We start from the raw sequence: 22,595 nt of genomic DNA, 5'->3' as shown, positions 1-22,595 counted from the left end.
GGTCACAGCGCTTCGAGTGCGGTGGCTGTGTTCGGGCGATTGAACAGGCTCTTCGCCCACTGCATCAGGCCGCGCGACTGCACGCCGAAGCGCCGTGCGCCTCGGTCGCCGCACAGCGTGAGCGTGACCTCAGTGCCGCGCGTGTAGGCGTCGAGCAGTTCCGCAACCGGGCCGGCGTCCAGCATCTGCCATGCGCCGGCCCATGCAACACCGTCGTCGCGCATTGCGGGCGTGCGCAGCGAGTCGGCGACGGTGGGGGCCGGACCATTGGGCGCAAACGACCTCGGCAAGCTGCCCGTGCCGCTGAGCCAGAAGGAATTGATCGGCGGCACGCCACGCGCGGTACGCGCGTCGTTCACGCGCTCGGTGTAGAGCAGCATCTGCATCTCGTTCTGAAGCCGACGCAGCGGGCGGGAGGCGTCGGACAAGGGCGACCATTGCGAGATCGGGAAGCCGACGGCACGATCGATCGATGCAGTGGGCAAGCCATCGAAGACCTTGCCGCGCGCAAGCCAGCGGCCCGGGGTTCTCGAAGCGTGCAGCGCGATGCCGTCCTCTTCGAAGAAGGGTTGCGCGGCCGCCTGCAGCGTGGCGGATTCGGAGGCGCTGATCCGGATCGCTGCCGGGTCGCCCAGCGCCACGTCGTCGATGCCCACCTGCCAGTGGCACAGCGTCGCCATGGCCCAGCTCTCGCCGTCATCGGTCGAAGCGAGTCCCGCCTGCCTGGCCTCCAGCGCTGCCCAGGGAATGCAGCCATCCGGCGCAGAGATGCCCAAGGCTTCGGCCAGCGCCCGCTCGTGCGGGGGCGATAGGGTGCTGTCGTCCTGCGTGTCCTCGTGTACCAGCGCGAGGCGCGAGAGGAGAGCTTCGAGCTTCGGCAGCCGCAAGCCCGCCATGGCCTCGCGGCACGCGGGCGAACTGCGGCCGGCGAAGGGAATGAGCAAATGGCGGGGAGTGGGCGGGGCAGACATAGGCCTATTGTCCGGGATGCCACAATCCGGGCCCTATGCGACTCCCCTACGAACTGCAACTCGGCTGGCGTTACACGCGCGCGGGCCGGGCGACGCGGCGCAACGGCTTCATCTCCTTCATCTCCGGTGTCTCGATGTTCGGCATCGCGCTGGGCGTGGCGGCGCTGATCATCGTGCTCAGCGTGATGAACGGCTTCCAGAAGGAGGTGACCGACCGCATGCTCGGCGTGATCTCGCACATCGAGATCTTCTCGCGCGACGGCCAGGCGCTTGGCGATCTCGACGCGATCATGGCGGAGGCACGCAAGAACCCGCAGGTGGTCGGCGTGGCGCCCTTCGTCGCCGCGCAGGCGCTGATCGCGCGCGGCGAGGACATGAAGGGTGCGTTGGTGCGCGGCATCGAGCCGACGCTGGAACCGCAGGTGACCGACATCTCCACCACCGCGCAGCAGGGCGCGCTCGACAAGCTGGTGCCGGGCGAGTTCGGCATCGTGCTCGGCGTCGAGCTGGCGCGCTCGCTGTTCGTGCGTGTGGGCGACCAGGTCACGCTGGTCGCACCGGGTGGACAGGTCACGCCGGCCGGCGTGCTGCCGCGCTTCAAGCCCTTCACCGTGGTCGGCACCTTCGATTCGGGCCACTATGAATACGACTCCGCGCTCGCGATGATCCACGAGCAGGACGCCGCGCGCGTGTTCCGGCTCGAAGGCCCGACCGGCGTGCGCCTCAAGCTCAAGGACCTGCACCAGGCGAGAGAGGTGGCCGACGAGCTGGCCGCCACGCTGCCGGGCTCCTTCCTGATCCGCGACTGGACGCGCGCGAACAAGACCTGGTTCGCTGCCGTGCAGGTCGAGAAACGCATGATGTTCATCATCCTCACGCTGATCGTCGCCGTCGCGGCCTTCAACCTGGTCTCGACGCTGGTGATGACGGTCACCGACAAGCGCGCCGACATCGCGATCCTGCGCACGCTCGGATCGAGCCCCCGCAGCATCATGGGCATCTTCGTGGTGCAAGGCGCGATGGTGGGCGTCATCGGCACGCTCGGTGGCTTGCTGCTGGGCCTGGGCATCGCCTACAACATCGACGTGATCGTGCCGGCGCTGGAGCGTCTGTTCCACGCGAGCTTCCTGCCGAAGGACATCTACCTCATCAGCAAGATGCCGAGCGATCCGCAGCGGGGCGACATCATGCCGATCACCGTGATCTCGCTGATCCTCGCCTTTGTAGCAACCCTCTACCCGAGCTGGCGCGCCAGTCGCGTCAATCCCGCGGAGGCGTTGCGATATGAGTGAGGTGGTGCTGAAGGTTCGGGGCCTGACCAAGCGTTTTCATGAGGGACGGATCGATCTGACGGTGCTGCACGGTGTCGACCTCGACGTGCATGCGGGCGAGACGCTGGCGATCGTCGGCGCCTCGGGCTCCGGCAAGAGCACGCTGCTTCACCTGATGGGCGGGCTCGACGCGCCCACCGCCGGCAGCGTGGAACTGCACGGCAAGAACATCGCGCACGTCGACGCGGCCGAGCAGGGGCGTCTGCGCAACCTGCATCTCGGCTTCGTCTACCAGTTCCATCACCTGCTGCCGGAGTTCAGCGCACTGGACAACGTGGCGATGCCGCTCAAGATCCGCCGCATGCCGCCCGCGCAGGCGTCTGACGCGGCAGTCTCGATGCTGAAGGCCGTGGGTCTCGGCGAGAGAGTGCAGCACCGTCCCGCCGAGCTTTCGGGCGGCGAACGTCAGCGCGTGGCCGTCGCGCGTGCGCTGGTGACGCAGCCGGATTGCGTGCTCGCCGACGAGCCGACCGGCAACCTGGATCGCGCGACCGCCGACAGCGTCTTCGCACTGATGCTGCAATTGGCGCACGACCGCGGCACCGCCTTCGTGATGGTCACGCACGACGAGAGCCTGGCCTCGCGCTGCGACCGCGTGCTGCGCCTCACCGCGGGAAGATTGGCGAACTGACGCCGCTTAGCGGCACACCGTCGTTGTGCCGATCGGGCGACAGGTCCTGCCGTCGATGCTCTGGTAGCGGTCCAACTGGCCGGATCGGTCGTAGCGGTTGCCTTGCTTGTCCTGGCAGCCTTGCGCGTCGCAACTGCGGATCCGCGGCCGCATGTCGCGAGGCCGCTGGGGCTGGCCGTAGGTGCCGGCATAGGGATACGGGTAGCCGTATCCGTAGTCGAACACTGCGGGATCATCGCCCCGGTCGCTGTTCCAGCGCGAATCGCTCGCCCGACTGTTGCCGCTGTCGCCACCGCGGGAGTCGATGATGGCGGGGCCTGCCGGGCCTGGCATCGGCCGGACCGAGGCTTCGGTCGAATCGCGTGGCGAGACCGGCGGTGACACATACGCGCCGTCCGGTGGGGGTCTGACCGGCTCCGGAACCGACACGCGACCCACTGGCCTGGCACCTGCCGAACACGAACCGTCTGTGTAGCTGACATTGCCGGCCGCGTCCGCGCAGCGGATCACTTCGGCGCCGGCCGTGAGGCCGAGCGTGGACGTGATCGCGAGGATGAGCAACGCGCGCATGGCCTTCATTCTCCCCCCGGGCTGCCGCTTCCGGCAAAGATCGTGCGCGTCGACCCCGTCAGCCGGCTGGACGGGTTTGTCCGGGTCGGGACGGTGACCAAACCCTGTCGTTGATGATCGGCACCCGACCGCGAACCGAGTGCTGCAAGTACCGCGAATCGACCCAGCCGCGGTGCCGTCTCGAGTCGATGCGGCACCAGCGCCAGGTGCTGATGCATCCGTTCACGCGAACGGAAGTCCGCGTGGGAAGGACGGCGACCACCTCGAACGACCGGTCGGGTCCGCCACGCACGTTGAGCGAACGTGTCGTGCTGGTGTTGAGGGCGAGCGCGGAAAGCGGCGCGCAAAGGAGCAGGGCGAGAAGGCAGGACTTCGATCTTGCAAGCGACATGGGCATCGACTCCGTAGGGCGGACCGCGGTCCGATTCGCCCCCACTATAGGTGCGCCCGTATCGACTACGCCACAAGTTCGAACAAGCTCGGGATGGTCAGAACGGCGCTCCCGGCGCGTGGACCGGATTCAAGGGCTGAAGATCAGCACCAGGTAAACGAGGAACACCACCAGGTGCACCGCACCCTCGAGGATCGTCGTGCGCGGCCCGGAGAAGGTGAGCGTGCTCAGGATCAAGGTGAGGACCAGCAAGGTCATGCCGATCGGGTCGAGGCCCAGGATCATGGTCTTTCCCGTCACCAGCCCGATGACGAGGATCGCCGGCACGGTGAGCCCGATGGTGGAGGCCGTGGCGCCGAGACACACGTTGATCGATCGCTGCAACTGATTGGCACGTGCCGCGGTCAGCGCCGTGATTCCTTCGGGCGCGAAGACGATGATTGCGATGAGCACCCCGCCCAAGGCAGGAGGGGCTCCGAGCGCGGCGGTGCCGTGGTCGATCAACGTGGCGAGTCGCCCGGACAGGAGCACGATCGGCAGCAACGTGATCAACAGCAGGAGGGCATGACGGACGATCGCGGTGCCTGTGGGTCTGCGCTTTTCGTGGATGCCTGCGGCCGCTCGAGCGACGCCATCGGCATGGACCTCGACGAAGAATCCCTGGTGACGCCGGGTCTGTATCAACAGGAAGATGGCGTAGAGAAGGATCGTGAAAAGCGAGAAGAAGGCCGCCTGGGGCGCCGTCAGGCTCCCGGACGGAACAGCCTGGGTGAAGTTGGGCAGGATCAGCGCGATCGACGACAGCGGAATGATCACCGCAAGGTACGCCACGGCGCCCTGCAGGTTGTAGGCCTGTTCGCGATGGCGCAGCCCGCCCAGCAGCAGGGCCAGCCCGACACCGGCGTTCAGCGCAATCATGACCACGGCAAACATGGTGTCCCGGCCCAGTGTCGGGGTGGCCTCGCTGCCGAGCGCCACGGCCGCGATCAGCACGACCTCGATGATCACGATGGACAGCGTGAGGACCAGCGATCCCAATGGCTCGCCGAGGATGCCGGCGAGGTGGTCCGCCTCCGCCACGACACCGAACGCGCACCAGAGGATCACGGCGAACAGCCAGAGAAAGAGCACTGTTGATCGCAAGCCCGCATCAGGATCGGCCAGCCACGCATCCCCACGAAGAAAGAACAGCGCCACCGTGGCCCATGCAATGGCAAGACGCGCGATCAGGATCATGGTCTCGATTGGCTCCGCCTGCGTTGCCTCGCACCGGTGCGGGCCCATGGCTTTTACCGGCATGACGCATGCTTGTAAACCTGAACGTTTCTGCTTTCGACGGCCGCTTCCGGCGAAGATAGGTCCCTCGCGCAGACATCCGCCTTTGCTATTCTGTCGAGCATGCCTGCGCGAAGCATCCCCGCGAAGCATTCCTCCTCCAAGGAACATCGATTGCCGCATCGATCAGCCAGACGCCCTGCATTGATTGCCGTCCTGATGCTTGTGCTCGCCTGCGCTGCCTGCGGGAACGACCAGGGTGATCCGGCGATGGGTGCACCGCCGCCGCCGACCGTTCTGGTCGTCAAGGTTGCCGCAGCACCTGTGACCAACACCGTCGAGCTTCCCGGTCGCATCGAGCCGGTTCGAACCGCCGAGGTGCGGGCGCGTGTCGACGGCATTGTGGAACGCCGGCTGTACCAGGAAGGCACCGACGTTCAGGCGGGCGCACCCCTGTTCCTGATCGATCCGCGTGACTACGGCGCGCTCTTGCAGCAGGCCAAGGCTGCGTTGAGCCGGGCGGAGGCGGCGCGCTCCAATGCGGCTTCGATCGTCACGCGCTTCAGGCCGCTGGTCAGCCGGCAGGCCGTGAGCGCGCAGGAGTTCGAAGCGGCCGAGACGGCGTTGCGACAGGCCGAAGCCAACGTCAGCGACGCACGGGCCGAAGTCACGCGCGCGCAGTTGCGCTTCGAGCGCAGCACCGTCAGGGCGCCGATCGCAGGCCGCGTTGGCCGCGCGCAGGTCACCGAAGGCGCACTGGTCAGCGCCAGTGCGGCAACGCTGATGACACAGGTCAACCAACTGCAGCCGATCAGCGCCATCTTCACGCAGTCCAACACCGCGATCCTCGACTACGCGCAGCAGGTGCGATCGGGCGCCATCAAGGTGCCCGACATGGCGCACGTCGAGGTCCGTCTGATCCTTGCGAACGGACAGGAATACGCCGAGCCGGGCTACCTGGACTTCACCGATCTCGCGGTCGACCCCTCCACCGGGACGCAGACGATCCGCGCGCAGTTCCCGAACGCATCGCGCACCTTGCTGCCAGGGCAATTCGTGCGAGGCCGCATCGTCTCGGGCGTCCACAAGACCGGTATCCGCGTTCCCGAACGCGCGGTGCAGATCGAAGCCAATACGGCCAGCGTTGCGCTCGTCGCGCCCGACGGCACGGTGGTGCGGCGCAACGTGACGGTCGGGGCGCAGGAGGATGGTGAGTGGGTCGTCCTCGACGGCCTCCAGACCGGCGAGCAGGTCATCGTCGATGGCTGGCACAAGGTCCGGCCCGGCCAGAAGGTGACCGCGCAGACCGCGCCGGCAACCCCTCCGACGGCGCGCTGATCGAAGCGAATCCATGGATCGCTTCTTCGTCTATCGCCCGGTGTTCGCCTGGGTGATTGCGTTGTTCATGGTGCTGTTCGGGGTCGTCGCTGTGCTGCTGCTGCCGGTCGAGCAGTACCCGGATGTGGCGCCGCCCTCGCTCAACGTCCAGGCCGTGTACCCCGGCGCGGATGCCCAGACGCTCGACCGCACGGTCACCTCGATCATCGAAGACGAGATGAACGGGATCGAGAACTTCCTCTACATGTCCGCGATCAGCCGCTCCAACGGCACCGCGCAGATCACGGTCACGCTCAAGCCCGGCACCGACCTGGACGTCGCGCGCACGCAGGTGCAGGACCGCCTGAGCCGCGTCGAACCCCGACTGCCTTTGCAGGTGCGCCAACTGGGCATCACCGTCACCAAGGCCTCGTCGGGCTTCCTGATGCTGATCGCGTTGCAATCCACGGGCGGTGCGTCGAACGTGACGGCGATCGGCAACTTCGCGTCGAACAACATCGTCAACGAGCTGCGGCGCATCGCGGGCGTGGGCGACGTGCAGCTCTTCGGCTCGTCCTTCGCGATGCGGATCTGGCTCGACCGCGACAAGCTCGGCGGCTTCGGCCTGTCCGCGAGCGAAGTGCTCGCGGCGGTGCAGGAGCAGAACAGCCAGACGGCGAGCGGCGGGCTCGGCGACCAGCCGGTCGCAGGCGGGACGGAATTCAACGCGCAGATCGTCACGCAGAGCCGCTTCTCCACGCCCGAGCAGTTCCGCGAGATCATCGTGCGCGCCAATCCGGACGGCTCCACGGTCCGCCTCGGCGATGTCGCGCGCGTCGAGCTGGGCAACGACAGCTACGGCTTCGGCTTTGCCGTCAATGGCCAGCAGGCCGCGGGCATGACGATCCAACTCGCGAGCGGCGCCAACGCGCTGGCGGTGGCGGCCGAGGTGCGCAGGCGCATGGCCGAACTGCAGCCGACCTTTCCGCAGGGCATGACGTGGAGCGTGCCCTTCGACACCACGCCCTTCATCAACACCTCGGTCAACAGCGTGGTGCGGACCATGGTCGAGGCGCTGCTGCTGGTCACCGTGGTGGTGTTCCTCTTCCTGCAGAGCTGGCGCGCGACGTTGATTCCGACCCTGATCGTGCCGGTCGCGCTGGTCGGCACCTGCGTCGGCCTCTATCTGTTCGGCCTGTCGATCAACCTGCTGTCGCTGTTCGGCATGGTGGTCGCGATCGGCATCCTGAACGACGATGCCATCGTGGTCGTGGAGAACGTGGAGCGCGTCATGCGCGAAGACGGCCTCAACGCCCGGCAGGCGACGGTCAAGGCGATGGGGCAGATCTCGGGCGCCGTCATTGCGAGCACGTTGGTGCTGGTGGCCGTGTTCATTCCGATGGCGTTCTTTCCGGGGTCGACCGGCGGCATCTACCGGCAGTTCTCCGTGACCTTGACGGTGTCGATCTTCCTGTCGACGGTGCTGGCCCTGACGCTCGGCGCCGCCCTGTGCGCAGCACTGCTCAAGGACGATGCCACGCTCGCACGCGAGGCCGAGAGCCGCAAGCCGAATGCCGCGTCACGCCTGCTCAACCGCGTCTTCGGCGGATTCAACGCAGGCCTGGACGCAGGCACGGCGAAGTACATCCGCGGTGTCGACGGGATGCTGGCCAGGCCCCTTCGCTGGCTGCTTGTCTTCGTCGTGGCCTGCGTGGCGACCGCCTGGCTGTTCATGCGCCTGCCGGGCGGCTTCCTTCCCACCGAGGACCAGGGCCACATTTTCGTGACCTATACCGGCGCACCGGGCTCGACGACGGCGCGGACGCAGCGCGCCGTCGATCAGGTCGAAACCTTCCTGCGGCAACAACCGCAAGTGCGCAACATCGCAACGGTGACGGGGTTCAGTTTCTTCGGCCAGGGGCAGTCGGCCGCGCTCTCGTTCGTCGACCTGCAGCCGTGGGGCGAGCGGCCGGGCAGCGACAACAGCGCGAACGCATTGGTCCAGCGCAGCAACGCGGCGTTCAGGAACATCCCCGAAGCCTTGATCTTCGCGCTCGACCCGCCTGCGATTCCATCCTTGGGCAATGCCACCGGTTTCACGATGAAGATCCAGGATCGCAGCGGCGTCGGCGGCGCGGCCTTGCAGCAGGCGACCCAGCAGCTGATGGCCGAGGCGGCCGCGAGCCCGATCCTGGCCGGCGTGCGCGCGGAAGGCCTGCCGCCCGCGCCGCAGCTCTATGTCGACATCGATCGCGTCAAGGCCCGCGCGCTCGGCCTCCAGATCGGTCAGGTCAACCAGGCGCTGTCGCTGAGCTTCGGCTCCAACTACGTGAACGACTTCGTCTTCGAGGGCAACGTGCTGCGCGTGCTCATCCAGGCCGATGCAGCGCAGCGCATGCGGGCGGAAGATGTGCTTGCGCTGAGGCTGCGCAACAACGTGAACGAGTCGGTGCCTTTCTCGGCCTTCACGCGCGTGCGGTGGATCTCCGGGCCGCAGCAGCTCGAGCGCTACAACGGCTTTCCCTCGGCCACGCTCTCGGGACAGGCCGCGGCCGGGCAGTCGAGCGGAGCGGCCCTCGTGGAGATGGAGCGCATCGCCAAGCGCGTGCTCACGGGCAGCCTGGCGTATGAGTGGACCGGCACGGCTTTCGAGGAGCGGCAAGCCGGCGGGCAGATCCCGCTGCTGCTCGGGCTGTCGCTGGTCGTGGTCTTCCTGTTGCTGGCGGCGCTCTACGAAAGCTGGGCCATCCCGGTGTCGGTACTGCTCATCATCCCCTTTGGCGTGGCGGGCGCGGTGGTCCTGACGATGCTGCGCGGCCTGTCGGCGGATGTGTACTTCAACATCGGCCTGATCACCATCATCGGGCTGGCCGCAAAGAATGCGATCCTGATCGTCGAGTTCGCGATCAAGGAAGAAAGAGAAGGGAAGGACCCCGCCGCGGCCGCGAAGAACGGCGCGCAACAGCGCTTGCGCCCCATCCTGATGACCAGCGTCACCTTCGTGCTCGGCATGATGCCGCTGGTGCTCGCCACCGGCGCAGGGGCCGCCAGCCGGCAGGCGGTGGGCACCGGCGTCATGGGCAGCATGCTGACGGCGACCTTCTTCGGCATCTTCTTCACGCCGCTGTTTTATGTCGCAGCGCGCAAATGGCTGAGCCGGGAGAAAAAGCACAGCGAAACGGCGGATGACCTGGACCTTCGGCAGCGCAGCGGCGAATCGCAAGGAGGCAAGGGTGGGACGTGAAGTGCTGCTTGGCTTCGCCGCCTGCTGCGTGCTGGCCGCGTGCAACCATGCACCCACGTACCAGCAGCCGGAACTGCCGGTGGCCGGAGTCTTCGACGCGGCCGATCCGAACGGCAGCCGGCTCGCCACCGAGATCGGATGGCAGAGCTTCTTCGGTGATCCGCGGCTGCGCTACCTGATCGAAGCGGCACTCGCCAACAACCGCGACCTCGTGGCTTCGGTGGCGCGCATCGAGCAGACTCGCGCGCAATACCGCATCCAGGACGCGGCACGACTGCCGCAGGTCAACGCCAACGCCGGCGCATCGCGAACGCAGGCCCCGCTGAGCACCATCGATCCGGAACTGGCGAACACCAGCGCTTCCGTCATCTTCAACCAGTACAACGTTCAGGCCGCGATGGCCGCCTACGAGCTGGACTTCTGGGGCCGTGTCAGCAACCTCAGCGAAGCTGCTCGCCGGCGCTATCTGGCCACGGTGGAAGGCGAGCGTGCCTTCCGCCTGTCCCTGATCGGCAACGTGGCCGCAAGCTATTACGGCATTCGCGCGGGCGAGGAGGGCATCGACCTGGCCGAGCACACCGTCGCGGCCCGACGCTATGCGCTGGAGATCGCCAAGCTGCGCCTGGATGCTGGCGTGACTTCCACCGTGGACTACGACCAGGCGGCCATTCTCGTGACGCAAGCGCAGACGCAGTTGGCCGAGTTGCAGCGGACGACCGAGCAGCGGCGCAGCCAGTTGCTCGTGCTGGTCGGCAAGCCGCTGGACGGGCAGTTGCCGCCCTCGCGCGCCATCGAGGACCCAGGGCAGTTCGGCGCACTCGACGCGGGATTGCCGTCGGCCTTGCTGGCCAACCGGCCGGATGTGCTGCAAGCCGAGCAGCAACTGCGCGCCGCCAACGCGGACATCGGCGCCGCCCGGGCCGCGTTCTTTCCTCGCATCGCGCTGACCGGCAATCTGGGCTTCGCCTCGGCGGAACTGGGCGACCTGTTCAAGGGCAGCAACCAGGCATGGTCCGTCGGTGGGCTCGTCAGCCTGCCGATCTTCGACGGCGGCCAGCGACAGGCCCAGCTCGATGTGGCCCAGGCACGGCGCGACGAACTCGTGGCCCTCTACCAGCGCACCGTCCAGACGGCATTCAGCGAAGTGTCCGAAGCCTTGATCGGCCGGCGGCGGTACCAGGAGCAGATCGCGGCGCAGGAAGTGGCCGTGCTGGCCCAGCGGCGTCTCGCCGAGGTGGCTGAACTGCGCTACGAGAACGGCATCTCGATCTACCTCGAAGTGGTGGATGCGCGACGGAACCTGTTCTCTGCGGAACAGCAGTTGATCCAGCTTCGTGCGACGGCCTTGCAGAATGGCGTGTCGCTCTACGTCGCGCTTGGCGGCGGCCTGGCCGGGCCTTGAGAGCTACTGCCCCAAAGGGCAATTGCACCGCGCCCGACCAGGCATCAGACTCTGGTCGCCTGGATATGCATGACGTGCACCGAAAGCCGTCGGGGCTCGTTTAAGCCAAACTAATTACAGTTGCGACAGCAAAAACAACCAAGAGGAAGCTCCGTGGGGTTTCTCGAGAGCCTGAATGACTTTGCGGCGTGCATCGCGGTGGCCGTGGGCACTCCCCCGGACGCCTATCCCGCCTGGAGCGACGGATTCAGGGCCCATTTTGCGGAAATCATGCTGTTGTGGGCCGAGATTCGTCCGCAACTCCGACGCGACGTCGTGGCGGCGCAGCGGATCGACACCGTGCTGCAGAAGATGGCCGCAGCCATCGAGGTCGGCGACACCTGCAGCTTCCAGGAGGCCGCCCAGACACTTCATGGCCTGGACGTTTCGAAGCTGCGATGACGGTCGCCCTATGAACACGCCCGGCGTACGGCCGACCGGAGCTGCCTGACGCTGACCGGGCGCTCCAGGAAATCGGTTCCCTCGAGCCGCGCGATCTCCACCGCGGTGCGAAACGCGCTGTGCGGACCCAGGACGATGACCGGAATGTCATTGCCCAGACGCCTGAGCTCGCGCACCAGATGCAGCGTTGCGGTCCCATCCTGGTCGGCCGTGAGGATCAGGCATCGCCCCGGCCTGTCCGGAAATCCCGCAAGCTGCACGAGATCGTCACTCGCGTAGATCACCGAGTCCACCAGATCGTGCGCGAGCGCGGATGCGATCCATGCGCGGTCGTGCGGATCGGCAATTGCGACGTACGCGGTGGTTGGCATCAACTTCGACAAGGAGGCACGCTTTGTCCGACGCAAGGATGCCGTCGGCGCGACAACAAGCGCGCCACCTTGTCGGCCCTTTCCACTACGGATAGTGAGCGCGCGTCGACGTGGAGTCCATCCCGGCGGCCACGCAGCGCCACGTACGTGCCCGCCTCAGGGCCCTGCTCAGGCCTGTGGCGCGACGTCGGGTCGGCGCTTGCCGACGAGGCTGCGCACGACCTGCACGTAGCCGCCGGCGATGTGGGCAGACTGCAAGGCGCCCTTGTCCCGGAGCAGCCGGTGCATGCGGCGCAGGTTGTACGAGGGCACCGTAGGCGCCAGATGGTGCTCCACGTGGTAGTTGACAAAGTTGGGCGCGAACAGCAGGCGCTCCCACCATGCCGCACGTACCGTGCGGGTGTTGGACCAGATGTCCTGGCTCAGGGTGCCCGGCAGTGCCCCGTGCTCGGCGGCATTCCGGATGCGGCTGACCAGCATGTAGGTGGTCAGCCACGACGCGGGCCACAACAGGTAGGCCATGGCATGACCGCAGGCCCACAACACGGCGAGCGCCAGCGCGTGCACCAGCAGGATGCGGCGGGAATTTCGCAGGAGGTGGCCCAGGCCGCGCTGGCCCGGCGCGCCGCCTGTCGTCGCGGATTCGGCGTCCTGCTTCTTGTAGGCGTAGCCGAAGCGCAGCTTCTCCGGCTCCGCATGGGCATACAGCACCGCCAGCGTGGCAGCCGCCTTCAGGCCGGTGAGGCCGATCAGGTCGCGCAGGACCTTCCGCGCCAGCGAGGCCGGGCTCACCGGATAGCCTCGGTAGTTGGGCAGGTCCGGATCGTCCTCCGTCCCGGTCTTCACGTGGTGGGTCATGTGATAGCTGCGATAGATCGTCAGGTCGGCGAACACCGGCGCGGCGCAGAGCCATTGACCGATCCACTCGTTCAGGGGGCGCGAGGGCGTGAAGGAGCGATGCGCGCATTCGTGCATGAGGATGCCCAATCCCAACTGGCGCCCGGCCAGCACCAGCATGGCGAGCGCCACGGTGGCGACGCCCGGCCAGGCGATGACCACGGCGAAGCTGGCCGCGATCAGGCTCCAGTTGACCAGCAGCATCCAGCCGGCCTTCCAGCTGGACTTGCGCTGCAACATCAGCAGCTCTTCGCGGTCCAGCAGTTTGCGTACGTCGTTCATGGGGAACATCCAGTGCGATATCGATGCCCCGATTGAATCAAGGGAAGAGCAGAATCTGTTGTCATGAAGCGCCAGATATATGACATGAAAGCAGGAGTCGTCGCCACGCCGGTGCGCGTGGCCATCCTGCTTCCCGACCGGCCGTGGGCAGGTTCGGTGCTGCTGGTGCGCGACCTGCTCCAGGCCGCGGGCACCCTGGTGGCGCGCAACGACGACATCGCCGCGAACGCCCTGTTCGATGTGCGGCTGGTGGCGCGCAGCAAGGCGCCCGTCATCAGCTTCGGCGGACTGCCGCTGGCGCCGGACCTGACGCTGAAGCGAGCGGGTGATTTCCGCGTGGTGGTCGTGCCCGCCCAGTTCGCGCCGGCGGCCGAGACAACCGAAGACGATGCGGCGTACGGCCAATGGCTGCGCAGGCAACACGCTGGCGGCGCATTGCTGGTGAGCTTCGGCGGTGCGCTGCTGCTGGCCAAGTCGGGCTTGCTCGACGGGCGCGAGGCCACCGGACTCCTGAGCGAGCGATCGATCATCCAGCGTCGCTTTCCGGAGATCCGCTACCAGTCCACCCGCAGGATCGTGGCTGCCGCCGATATCGTGACGGTGTGCGGCATCGGGCCCACGGTGGACGCGTGTGCCCACCTGATCGAGCGATTCTTCGGCGTGCAGCGCGCACGCCGCTTCCTGCGCCACACCAGCACCGAGGCGCTGCCTGCCGACAACAAGCTCGCGCTGTGGAGTGCCCCGTACAAGGGACACGGTGACACCCAGGTGCTGGCGGTGCAGGAAATTCTCGAACGCGAAATGGATCCGGTGCCGAGCCTGGCCGCACTCGCGCAGCACGCCGGATTGAGCGAACGCAGCCTGTCGCGCCGCTTTGCCGACGCCGTCGGCTTCAACGTGCGGCAGTACGTGGCGAACCTGCGGCTTGAACACGCGGACCACCTGCTCACCACGAGCCGCCTGCCACTGGCCCACGTAGCGCGCGAGTGCGGCTATGCGAGCGCCAGCGCCCTGAGCCGGGCCTTTGCGGCCGCACGCGGCAAGGCACCCCGTCGCCATCGGCTGGATCATGCGGTCGGGCAACTGGGGCGTTCGCGCTCCTGAATTTGGTGCAATGGACGCCCGCGGCGAATCCGATGTTCAGTCGGGTGGACTGCTGTTGCATGTGTCAAGGAGTCGAGCGAGGATATGGGAGTGCCTGTGAACAGGCTCGCAGGCACAGCCTCCAGGAAAAAAACACAAGATGACCGCTGCCATGTTTGCCGCCCTGGCCTTTACCGTGGCTCTCCTCGTCACGACGGCCTACTTCATCATGGGTTCCATTCCGCTTCTGATCCTGAAGCACGACACACCGCTCGACGCCCGCTTCGTGCGGGGCTTCTTCAACATCTACTATGTCGCTGCCTTTGTCACTGCGACCGCGACGGCGATCAGCTACGCGATCGCGGGGCGTCCGGGGCTCGCGGCGGGGGCCGGGGCGCTGGCCTTGGTCGCCGTCGTCTTGCGCAAGAAGGTCATTCCCAAGATGGACGCGCTCGGTGCACAGATCCAGTCCAACTACATGGATGCAATCCCGGGATTCCGCAGGACGCACATCACCGCCATCCTGATCAACCTCGCCCAGCTCGTGGCGATCGTATGGAGTCTCATCGCCTTGGGCGGTTCGGCGAGCCCGGCCTGAAGCATCAGCCGCTGGCGCGGAACCCGGCATTGCACAGATCGTCCAAGACGACGTTCCCCAGTCGATGATGTCCATCCCGGCAAAGTCGCTGTACTGTCTGCCTGCCAGTGGCATCGGTCTTTCCGATACGCTGTTGGAAAAGGGCTGGAACGACGCACCGCTGTCAAAAGGAAATGGATCGTGCATGAGCTGACCTTTCGCACTCTCCTGTATCGCTACTTCTTTTTCGAGTGGCTTTTCCTCGATGTCTCGAAGGGCAGCCTGCTCGAGCGTGCGGCGGCGTTTCGTCACAACCAGACCCAGGCGCACTGGCTTTTCACCTACATGCGGCGTTGGCTTTGGTGCGCCGTGCTGCTGTATGGGTTGGGAGGGATCGTCGAACTCCAGATTGGTGCGCCCGCGGTTTCTGCGCTGTTCTACGTGCCGAGCGCCCTGAGCGTGTCGGTGAATGCGGTGATCGCGACGGCCTGGCTGGGGCTCAAGATGTTGTCGGAGCCGCTCTGAGAGCGCGGAGCGGCCTGCGTCAGGGTCTTGCGGCCGCCGCCCGCTGGGTGAACGAAAGCGCAAGAAAGTCCACGAAGGCCCGTACCCGGGCGGCCAGCTGGTGCCGCTGCGGGTACACCGCGTAGATGTCCGCATCGGGCGTGAAGTACTGCGGGAGGACGGGCACCAGCCGCCCATTGCGAAGATGGCGGTCGATGTCCCACTCGGCCCGCATCAGGATGCCGTGGCCGTCGAGCGCCCAGTTGACCGCGATCTCGCCATCATTGGTCGCCAGGTTTCCGCGTGTCTTCACGGATTCGGTGCTGGCGCTGCGGCCCCGCCCGCTGGCCAGCCGCCAGACGCCATAGGCCTCCTCGCCCTGGCGGATGCCGATGCAGTTGTGCTTCGTCAGGTCGTTCGGAACCTTGGGGACGCCGTGCCTTGCAAGGTAGGCGGGCGCCGCGCACAGAAGCCGGCGATTTGCCGCAATGTGCCTTGCAATGACACGACTGTCCGGCGGGGCGCCGAAGCGCACGCAGACGTCGAAGAGGTCCTCCGTCAGCGCTGGCGGGTTGACCGACAGCTGCAGTTGCACCTCGACTTCCGGGTACTTGCGAACGAACCTGGAAATCAGCGGCGCCACGTGGCTGCGTCCGAAGCCGAGCGTGGCGTTCACCCGCAGCAGGCCCTTCGGGGTCGCCCTGGAAACGCCGAGAAGTTCCTCCATGCCGTCGATGTCGCCGAGGATCCGCCGCGCGTGCTCGAGGTACACCTCGCCCTCGGGCGTCAGGCTCATGCGCCGTGTCGACCGGTTGACCAGCAACACCCCGACGCGTGATTCCATCAGCGCCAGATGCTTGCTCACCGCGGGCGTGGTGATTCCGAGTTCCCGTGCCGCCGCGCTGAGACTGCCGGCGCTGGCCAGCGTGGAAAAGAAGCCCAGGTCCGCGGGCAGGATGGCACTGGTCATGGTCGCTCCACTGTTGAACTCAGGTTAACAATGGATTCACTTTAGCGCCGCGCCGAAGGGGCGTCGAGTTTCTACAGTACCCATACCCCTTCACCACCACCCCCTCGGATACAAAGCCATGAAGACGTACAAGATCGCAACCATTCCCGGCGACGGCATCGGCAAGGAAGTCGTGCCCGCCGGCCAGCAAGTGCTCGAAGCCCTGGCTTCGGCCAGCAGCAGCTTCAAGTTCGATTTCGAGAACTTCGACTGGGGCGGCGACTACTTCCGCGAGCACGGCGTGATGATGCCGGACGATGGCCTGAACGCCATTCGCGACAAGGATGCGATCCTGTTCGGCTCGGCCGGCGACCCGCACATCCCCGACCACATCACGCTCTGGGGCCTGCGCCTGAAGATCTGCCAGGGCTTCGACCAATACGCCAACGTGCGTCCGACGCGCATCCTCCCCGGCATCGACGGCCCGCTCAAGCGTTGCGGCCCGGACGACCTGAACTGGGTCATCGTGCGCGAGAACTCCGAAGGCGAATATTCGGGCGTCGGCGGCCGTGTGCACCAGGGCCATCCGATCGAAGCCGCCACCGACGTGTCGATGATGACCCGCGCCGGGGTGGAGCGCATCATGCGCTTCGCATTCAAGCTGGCGCAGTCCCGCCCCCGCAAGCTGTTGACCGTCATCACCAAGAGCAACGCCCAGCGCCATGCGATGGTCATGTGGGACGAAATCGCAGTACAGATCTCCAAGGAGTTCCCGGACGTCAAGTGGGACAAGGAACTGGTCGATGCATCGACGGCCCGCATGATCAACAACCCGGCATCGCTCGACACCATCGTCGCGACCAACCTGCACGCCGACATCCTGAGCGATCTCGCCGCCGCGCTGGCCGGCAGCCTGGGCATCGCGCCCACGGGCAACATCGATCCGGAGCATCGCTATCCGTCGATGTTCGAGCCGATCCACGGTTCGGCTTTCGACATCATGGGCAAGGGCCTCGCCAACCCGGTGGGAACCTTCTGGTCGGTCGTGATGCTGCTGGAGCACCTCGGCGAGAACGATGCCGCCAGGCGCGTCATGCAGGCCATCGAAAGCGTGACGGCCGACAAGTCGCTGCACACCCGTGACCTGGGCGGCAAGGCAACCACAGCCGATGTCACCAAGGCCGTGTGCGAGCAGGTCAGCGGCGGTACCCAGCGCAAGGCGGCCTGACCGCGTCCGATCCCGTCGGTCCATCGACGACCGGGGTCCGGGCAAACCATCGCTGCATCACACCCTTCCGGAGACAAGCATGAAAATTTCGACATTCCGCCCCGGCACCGCCTTGACGGCGATCGCCTTCGGCTTCGCCACCTCGCTCGCAGCGGCGCAGGCCTGGCCTGCAAAGCCGATCACGCTCGTGGTGCCGTTCCCGCCCGGCGGCAGCTCGGACGCGTTGGCGCGCGCCATCACCACGCCACTGTCGCAAAGCCTTGGCCAGCCCGTGATCGTCGAGAGCAGGCCGGGCGCCGGTTCGACCGTCGGTGCGGACTATGTATCGAAGGCGAAGCCGGACGGCTACACGCTGCTCATGGGTGCGGTGCACCACACCATCGCCACCAGCGTCTACAAGAAGCTGCCCTACGACTTCGAGAAGAGCTTCGCGCCGATTACCACCGTGGCGATGGTGCCCAATGTGCTGGTGGTCAATGCCAAGTCGCCGGCCACCGACGTCAAGAGCCTGGTGGCGCTGGCAAAGGCCTCGCCCGGAAAGCTGTCGTATGGATCGAACGGCAACGGCACGGTGCAGCACCTGATCGGCACGCAGTTCTCCAGCATCGCCGCCATCGAGCTCCTGCACGTGCCGTACAAGGGCAGCGCACCGCTGACCACGGACCTGCTGGGCGGCCAGGTCGACATGTCCTTCGACACGCTGACGCCGCTGGTGCAGCACATCAAGGGCGGCAAGCTGCGCGCGCTGGCGGTGACAACCGCCAGGCGGTCGAGCACCTTGCCCGACGTGCCGACGCTGGCCGAAGCCGGCATCAAGGACTTCAACCAGGGCACCTGGTTCGGCATCCTCGCGCCTGCGGCGACGCCCAAGGAGGTGGTCGCGAAGCTCAACACCGAGATGGTGAAGATCATCCAGTCGCCAGAGTTCAGGAAGCGAATGGAAGAAATCGGCGCCGAACCTGTCGGCGATACGCCGGCGCAGATGGCGGCCCAGATCAAGGACGACACGGCCAAGTACGCGAGACTCGTGAAGGAAGCCAAGGTCGCCATCGAGTGAGCCGGAAGCGCTATGCGTCTTCCAGCTCGAGAGCGCATTCGGCAAGGCGCCCTCCGTGCAGGGCGCGTCGGAACTACGCCTTTTTCACGAAAGCGCTGCACCAGCCCTTCGCCGCAACGTTCTTGCCCGCAAACAGCGGGCAAGGGCCGGACGCTTCGCCGGGCTTGCCCTGGTAGAGCTGGCAGCTCGCGCAGTCCTGGCCGGCCGCGTACTTGGGGAACTTCGCCTTGTCGACTTTCGTCGCGTCCGTGACGTAGCCCAACGCTGCGGCCTGCGGATCTTTCGGGTCGAGGTCCGCGGCGAAGGCGAGTCGGGGACCCAGTAGTGCGGCTCCGGCCGCGGGAACAACCTGGAGGAACGAACGGCGTGAGGTCATCGTGGCACCTTCTTCGTGTCGTAGAGGAATCGAGGGGCTCCGATTATCCAGCGTGCTTGCGATCCTCGGGTCGGTTCGCGACGTAGGACAAGGGCGACCTCCGATCGCGCCTATTGCTGCACCGCCGCAACACCCAAGCTGCCAGACTGTGCCGCTAAGGCCGCGAGGCCACTGCCATGCGCACCGGAAGGACCCCATGAAGCAAATGATCTGCTCGAAATGCGGCAATCGCGTTTTCTTCGAGAACCTGACCTGCGAGACCTGCGGTTCGCTGCTCGGCTACGCACCGGACGAGCAACTCATGCTTGCCTTCGAGGCCTCGGAAGAGGGCGCATGGCGCAGGTTGGGTCAGCCCGGGGCCGAATACAAGCCCTGCGTGAACCGCAAGCAGAACGTGTGCAACTGGATGGTGCCATCCGGCGGTTCGCACCACCATTGCCTGTCCTGCCGCACGACGCACACGATTCCCGAGCTCACCAAGCCGGAGAACCACGGCTACTGGGCCGCGCTCGAACAGGCCAAGCGGCGCCTCTTCTACACCTTGGTCGAGCTCGTGCTGCCGACACCCAACAAGCTGGAAGATCCGGCCAATGGGCTGTCCTTCGAGTTCCTCGAACAGGTGAACCCCAAGCAACGGGTGCTTACCGGCCACGACGACGGCGTCATCACGCTCAACATCGCCGAGGCCGACGATGCGCGTCGCGAGCACATCCGCATGTCGATGCATGAGCCCTACCGGACGCTGCTGGGCCACTTCCGGCACGAGATCGGCCACTACTACTGGGACAGGCTGGTGCGCGGCACCCCGTGGATCGACGAGTACCGTTCGCTGTTCGGCGACGAGCGTGCGAACTACGAAGAGGCCTTGAAGAAACACTACGCCTCGCCGGTGGCGGACTGGCCGCAGCGCTTCATCAGCATGTACGCCAGTTCGCATCCCTGGGAGGATTGGGCGGAGACCTGGGCCCACTACCTGCACATGGTGGACGGTCTGGAAACCGCAGCCGCCTGGGGCGCGCGTCTGGATCTTGCGTTGCCGGCCGGGCCCTCCCTGAGCGTCCGCAAGCTCGACCTGAACGCCGAATCCATCCGGCATGCGGTGGTCGAACAATGGCTGCCGGTCTCCCAATTCATCAATGCGATGGATCGCAGCCTCGGCGCCCACGACAGCTACCCGTTCATCGTGGTCCCGCCGGTGATCGAGAAGCTCGATTTCATCCATCGCGTCGTGCGGGCGGGAAGCTCCGGAAGCGTTCCGATGAACTTCCTGCCGCGCCAGCAGGCTGTCGAGGCGTCTGCCCTTGAACGGACGCCTTGAGAGCGGGCTATGCGGCGCCTTGCACCTTCAGCTGGAAATGCGCGCACCGACCAGTACCGGCGCGGCCCGGTAGCGATCGGGGAACACCTTCTTGAGGTTCTCGATCTTGGGCAGGTCGTTGAAGACGATGTAGGGCTGCGACGGGTTGCGCGTCAGGTAGTCCTGGTGGTACGCCTCGGCGGGGAAGAAGCGCTTCTGCAGTTCGATGGTCGTGACGATCGGCTGTCCGAAGCTCTTGGCCTTGCCGAGCTGGTCGATGTAAGCCTTGGCGATGCGCGCCTGCTCCGCGTTCTGCGCGAAGATGGTGGAGCGGTACTGCGTTCCATGGTCCGGCCCTTGCCGGTTGAGTTCGGTCGGGTTGTGCGCGACCGAGAAATAGATCTGCAGGATGCGCCCATAGCTGATCTGCTTGGGGTCGAAGGTGATCGAGACCGCTTCGGCGTGGCCTGTCCTGCCGGAGCCTACGGATTCGTACTGGGCGGTCTTTTCATCGCCGCCCGCGTAGCCGGAGACTGCATTGGTCACGCCCTTCACGTGCTGGAACACCCCCTGCACACCCCAGAAGCAGCCGCCGGCAACGACAGCCGTTTCGGTGGCAGCACTCGATGCGGCGGCATCGTCGGCCGGAGCGGGAATCACGACCGCACTCTCCGCCGCCATCGACGGGATGACGCGGAAAGCGCTTGCGCCTGCCAGGATGGCCAGCGCGCCCAGTGCGGTGCGGCGCGAGAAGAGGCGGCCGCCGGACATCCGGGCCGCACGGGCTGTCGAGGGCTTGTTCATCTTTTGTCTTTCGGTTGATGGACCAGGGCGGGATCTTCCAATGCACTTGCGCCCGGCGCTTGTCGCGCTCCGAAAGGCCATGGCATGGAGTCGGGGTCGTTCCGTGTCGGTGCCTGGCGGTCGCTGGCAGGGGTCGGATGTCCGGGCAGTTGCGGATGGCGTGCCGCCTGCCGGCAAGTAGATTCAGGGTCCAAGGAAGCTCCCGCACGAATCCCCGCCGCATGAACCTGTTCATTTCGCTCAAGTACCTGGTTGCCCTCGACGACTATCGCCACTTCGGCAGGGCGGCGCTCGCCTGCAGCGTGACGCAACCCGCCCTGTCCAACGCCATCAGGGCGCTGGAGGAGAGTTTCGGGACCTCGATCGTCAAGCGCGGCCGCAACTTTGCGGGGTTCACTGTCGAGGGGCTGCGGATCCTGGCCAGTGGGCGCACCATCCTGCGCGAGTACGAGATCCTTCAGCAGGATCTCAACAGCCGCGCGGGAGATCCGACAGGCAACCTGTTGATCGGTGCCGTGCCGACGGCCATGCCGATCGCTGCCCGCTTCGTGGCGATGCTTCAGGATCGCCATCCGGGCATCACGCCGACATTGCGCTCGATGAGTTCGGTCGAACTGGAGACCGGCCTGGAGAGCATGGCGCTGGATCTGGGATTGGGGTACACCGAGCGCATCGATAACGAGCACTCTGTCGTGCGCGTCCTGCCGCAGTACGTGGAGCACTATTTCCTGCTGCGCAAGTCCGCGCGCCGAAGCGGTCGCGGCCTGCAGTTGGGACCGCCCATCGCCTGGCGCGAGGCGGCGCTGCTGCCCCTGTGCCTGATGAGTTCCGAGATGCACAACCGGACCATCGTGGACCGCGCGTTCGCGCAGGCAGGTGCGACGCCGAAGCCCGTCATCGAAACCAACTCGATCCTGACGCTGGCCTTGAGCGTGCGGGCCGGGCGCGTGTCCAGCATCATGCCGGGCGCGCTGGTCGATGCGGTGCAGGGCTACGACGACCTGGAGGCGCTGCCTCTGGCGGATCCCCATGTCGAGGTGCCGATTGCATTCATGGTGCACGACAGCAATCGTCCATCCCGCACGCTGCAGGCTGCGCTGACTTTTGCGGGCGAACCGATCTGGCTGAGCGAAGTGGCATTGCACTCGGGATCGCTCGCTGCGCCCGGGGCCGCTTGAGGGTACTTTCATCTGTAGTGGAAACCCTGATTTCCGATTCGCATCGATTGATTCCGGGAATAAATTAGACCGACCCGTGTACATGTTCGACACTCCCATGATCTGGGCATCTGCCGCAAGCTGCCCAGGGAAGTTCTTCAACTGAGGCGCACCCATAGCGCAGGGCCCACGATGACTGAAGGCAACTCTTCTTCGACTTCTTCTTCGACTTCCTCTCCGCCCGATGCGATGGGCGTCGTTCGCAATGTCCTGGCGCAGCGCGCAGGCGAACCCGGTGCGCTGCTGCCGATCCTGCATGACGTGCAGGACGCGCTGGGTCATGTGCCCGCGCAGTCGGTGGCGACGATCGCCGAGGCGTTGAATCTCTCGCGCGCCGAAGTGCACGGCGTGGTCACGTACTACCACCACTTCCGCGCCGA

At 66.1% G+C, this 22,595-nt stretch carries 23 protein-coding genes; 14 read left to right on the top strand and 9 right to left on the bottom strand.

Annotated features, from left to right (window positions below; translation table 11 throughout):
• Nucleotides 1–2 precede the first annotated feature (2 nt).
• Nucleotides 3–971 (bottom strand): hypothetical protein, encoded by a 969-nt coding sequence (locus tag AC1D3B_RS31020; RefSeq protein ID WP_478194518.1) that lies wholly within the window; start codon nt 969–971, stop codon nt 3–5.
• Between the two features lie 35 nt (nt 972–1,006).
• On the opposite strand from AC1D3B_RS31020, the gene AC1D3B_RS31015 reads away from it, so the two are divergent.
• Complete coding sequence (locus AC1D3B_RS31015) at nt 1,007–2,263, top strand: lipoprotein-releasing ABC transporter permease subunit (RefSeq protein WP_478194517.1); 1,257 nt, start codon at nt 1,007–1,009, stop codon at nt 2,261–2,263.
• Nucleotides 2,256–2,933: a lipoprotein-releasing ABC transporter ATP-binding protein LolD gene (lolD, locus tag AC1D3B_RS31010; RefSeq protein ID WP_478194516.1), complete on the top strand. Its 678-nt coding sequence runs from the start codon at nt 2,256–2,258 to the stop codon at nt 2,931–2,933. Before AC1D3B_RS31015 ends, lolD begins: the two co-directional genes overlap by 8 nt.
• Before the next feature lie 6 nt (nt 2,934–2,939).
• On the opposite strand, the gene AC1D3B_RS31005 is transcribed toward lolD, so the two are convergent.
• From AC1D3B_RS31005 to AC1D3B_RS30995, 3 genes are all read right to left on the bottom strand, one after another.
• The gene (locus tag AC1D3B_RS31005; protein ID WP_478194515.1) at nt 2,940–3,503 is read right to left on the bottom strand and encodes a DUF4124 domain-containing protein; all 564 of its coding nucleotides are present in this window, start codon (nt 3,501–3,503) and stop codon (nt 2,940–2,942) included.
• Between the two features lie 58 nt (nt 3,504–3,561).
• Nucleotides 3,562–3,894 (bottom strand): SH3 domain-containing protein, encoded by a 333-nt coding sequence (locus AC1D3B_RS31000; RefSeq protein WP_478194514.1) that lies wholly within the window; start codon nt 3,892–3,894, stop codon nt 3,562–3,564.
• Nucleotides 3,895–4,023: 129 nt separating this feature from the next.
• Nucleotides 4,024–5,193: a calcium:cation antiporter gene (locus tag AC1D3B_RS30995; RefSeq protein ID WP_478194513.1), complete on the bottom strand. Its 1,170-nt coding sequence runs from the start codon at nt 5,191–5,193 to the stop codon at nt 4,024–4,026.
• A gap of 180 nt (nt 5,194–5,373) precedes the next feature.
• Between AC1D3B_RS30995 and AC1D3B_RS30990 the strand changes: the two genes are divergently transcribed.
• The 4 genes from AC1D3B_RS30990 to AC1D3B_RS30975 all read left to right on the top strand — a co-directional run bounded on the left by AC1D3B_RS30990 (nt 5,374) and on the right by AC1D3B_RS30975 (nt 11,573).
• Nucleotides 5,374–6,507, top strand: a complete 1,134-nt coding sequence (locus tag AC1D3B_RS30990; RefSeq protein ID WP_478194512.1) for an efflux RND transporter periplasmic adaptor subunit — start codon at nt 5,374–5,376, stop codon at nt 6,505–6,507.
• 13 nt (nt 6,508–6,520) lie between these two features.
• The gene (locus AC1D3B_RS30985) at nt 6,521–9,730 is read left to right on the top strand and encodes a multidrug efflux RND transporter permease subunit (protein ID WP_478194511.1); all 3,210 of its coding nucleotides are present in this window, start codon (nt 6,521–6,523) and stop codon (nt 9,728–9,730) included.
• A complete protein-coding gene (locus tag AC1D3B_RS30980) occupies nt 9,672–11,132 on the top strand; it encodes an efflux transporter outer membrane subunit (RefSeq protein ID WP_478194510.1) in 1,461 nt (486 codons plus the stop codon). Before AC1D3B_RS30985 ends, AC1D3B_RS30980 begins: the two co-directional genes overlap by 59 nt.
• Before the next feature lie 153 nt (nt 11,133–11,285).
• Nucleotides 11,286–11,573 (top strand): hypothetical protein, encoded by a 288-nt coding sequence (locus tag AC1D3B_RS30975; RefSeq protein ID WP_478194509.1) that lies wholly within the window; start codon nt 11,286–11,288, stop codon nt 11,571–11,573.
• Nucleotides 11,574–11,581: 8 nt separating this feature from the next.
• Here the strand turns inward: AC1D3B_RS30975 and AC1D3B_RS30970 are convergent, their stop codons facing one another.
• Both AC1D3B_RS30970 and AC1D3B_RS30965 read right to left on the bottom strand, forming a co-directional pair.
• Nucleotides 11,582–11,944 carry a hypothetical protein gene (locus AC1D3B_RS30970; protein WP_478194508.1) on the bottom strand — a complete coding sequence of 121 codons (363 nt, stop codon included), beginning with the start codon at nt 11,942–11,944 and terminating at the stop codon, nt 11,582–11,584.
• Between the two features lie 168 nt (nt 11,945–12,112).
• Nucleotides 12,113–13,123, bottom strand: coding sequence for a fatty acid desaturase (locus tag AC1D3B_RS30965; protein ID WP_478194507.1), 1,011 nt, complete (start codon nt 13,121–13,123; stop codon nt 12,113–12,115).
• Nucleotides 13,124–13,186: 63 nt separating this feature from the next.
• On the opposite strand from AC1D3B_RS30965, the gene AC1D3B_RS30960 reads away from it, so the two are divergent.
• The 3 genes from AC1D3B_RS30960 to AC1D3B_RS30950 all read left to right on the top strand — a co-directional run bounded on the left by AC1D3B_RS30960 (nt 13,187) and on the right by AC1D3B_RS30950 (nt 15,308).
• Entirely contained in the window at nt 13,187–14,227 is a 1,041-nt protein-coding gene (locus AC1D3B_RS30960; protein ID WP_478194506.1) for a GlxA family transcriptional regulator, read from the top strand.
• A 139-nt stretch (nt 14,228–14,366) separates the two neighbouring features.
• Nucleotides 14,367–14,804 (top strand): hypothetical protein, encoded by a 438-nt coding sequence (locus tag AC1D3B_RS30955; protein ID WP_478194505.1) that lies wholly within the window; start codon nt 14,367–14,369, stop codon nt 14,802–14,804.
• A gap of 180 nt (nt 14,805–14,984) precedes the next feature.
• Nucleotides 14,985–15,308 (top strand): hypothetical protein, encoded by a 324-nt coding sequence (locus AC1D3B_RS30950; RefSeq protein WP_478194504.1) that lies wholly within the window; start codon nt 14,985–14,987, stop codon nt 15,306–15,308.
• Between the two features lie 19 nt (nt 15,309–15,327).
• Here AC1D3B_RS30950 and AC1D3B_RS30945 read toward each other — a convergent pair whose 3' ends face one another.
• Entirely contained in the window at nt 15,328–16,257 is a 930-nt protein-coding gene (locus AC1D3B_RS30945; RefSeq protein ID WP_478194503.1) for a LysR substrate-binding domain-containing protein, read from the bottom strand.
• A 118-nt stretch (nt 16,258–16,375) separates the two neighbouring features.
• Between AC1D3B_RS30945 and AC1D3B_RS30940 the strand changes: the two genes are divergently transcribed.
• Both AC1D3B_RS30940 and AC1D3B_RS30935 read left to right on the top strand, forming a co-directional pair.
• Complete coding sequence (locus AC1D3B_RS30940; protein ID WP_478194502.1) at nt 16,376–17,464, top strand: tartrate dehydrogenase; 1,089 nt, start codon at nt 16,376–16,378, stop codon at nt 17,462–17,464.
• A gap of 79 nt (nt 17,465–17,543) precedes the next feature.
• A complete protein-coding gene (locus tag AC1D3B_RS30935; protein ID WP_478194501.1) occupies nt 17,544–18,521 on the top strand; it encodes a Bug family tripartite tricarboxylate transporter substrate binding protein in 978 nt (325 codons plus the stop codon).
• Between the two features lie 73 nt (nt 18,522–18,594).
• Here the strand turns inward: AC1D3B_RS30935 and AC1D3B_RS30930 are convergent, their stop codons facing one another.
• Complete coding sequence (locus AC1D3B_RS30930; protein ID WP_478194500.1) at nt 18,595–18,897, bottom strand: high-potential iron-sulfur protein; 303 nt, start codon at nt 18,895–18,897, stop codon at nt 18,595–18,597.
• Between the two features lie 196 nt (nt 18,898–19,093).
• Between AC1D3B_RS30930 and AC1D3B_RS30925 the strand changes: the two genes are divergently transcribed.
• Nucleotides 19,094–20,215, top strand: coding sequence for a zinc-binding metallopeptidase family protein (locus tag AC1D3B_RS30925; RefSeq protein ID WP_478194499.1), 1,122 nt, complete (start codon nt 19,094–19,096; stop codon nt 20,213–20,215).
• A 27-nt stretch (nt 20,216–20,242) separates the two neighbouring features.
• Here the strand turns inward: AC1D3B_RS30925 and msrA are convergent, their stop codons facing one another.
• On the bottom strand, nt 20,243–20,965 hold the full coding sequence (msrA, locus tag AC1D3B_RS30920; RefSeq protein ID WP_478194556.1) for a peptide-methionine (S)-S-oxide reductase MsrA: 723 nt from the start codon (nt 20,963–20,965) through the stop codon (nt 20,243–20,245).
• Nucleotides 20,966–21,219: 254 nt separating this feature from the next.
• On the opposite strand from msrA, the gene AC1D3B_RS30915 reads away from it, so the two are divergent.
• Together AC1D3B_RS30915 and AC1D3B_RS30910 are read left to right on the top strand one after the other, a co-directional pair.
• On the top strand, nt 21,220–22,176 hold the full coding sequence (locus AC1D3B_RS30915) for a LysR substrate-binding domain-containing protein (protein WP_478194498.1): 957 nt from the start codon (nt 21,220–21,222) through the stop codon (nt 22,174–22,176).
• Nucleotides 22,177–22,404: 228 nt separating this feature from the next.
• A partial coding sequence (locus AC1D3B_RS30910; protein WP_478194555.1) for an NAD(P)H-dependent oxidoreductase subunit E occupies nt 22,405–22,595 on the top strand: 191 nt, incomplete at its 3' end.

Source organism: Variovorax sp. P5_A3 (genome assembly GCF_056400665.1).
The sequence above is the reverse complement of the archived record's forward strand: the minus strand, read 5'-3'. Positions and strand labels throughout refer to the sequence as shown.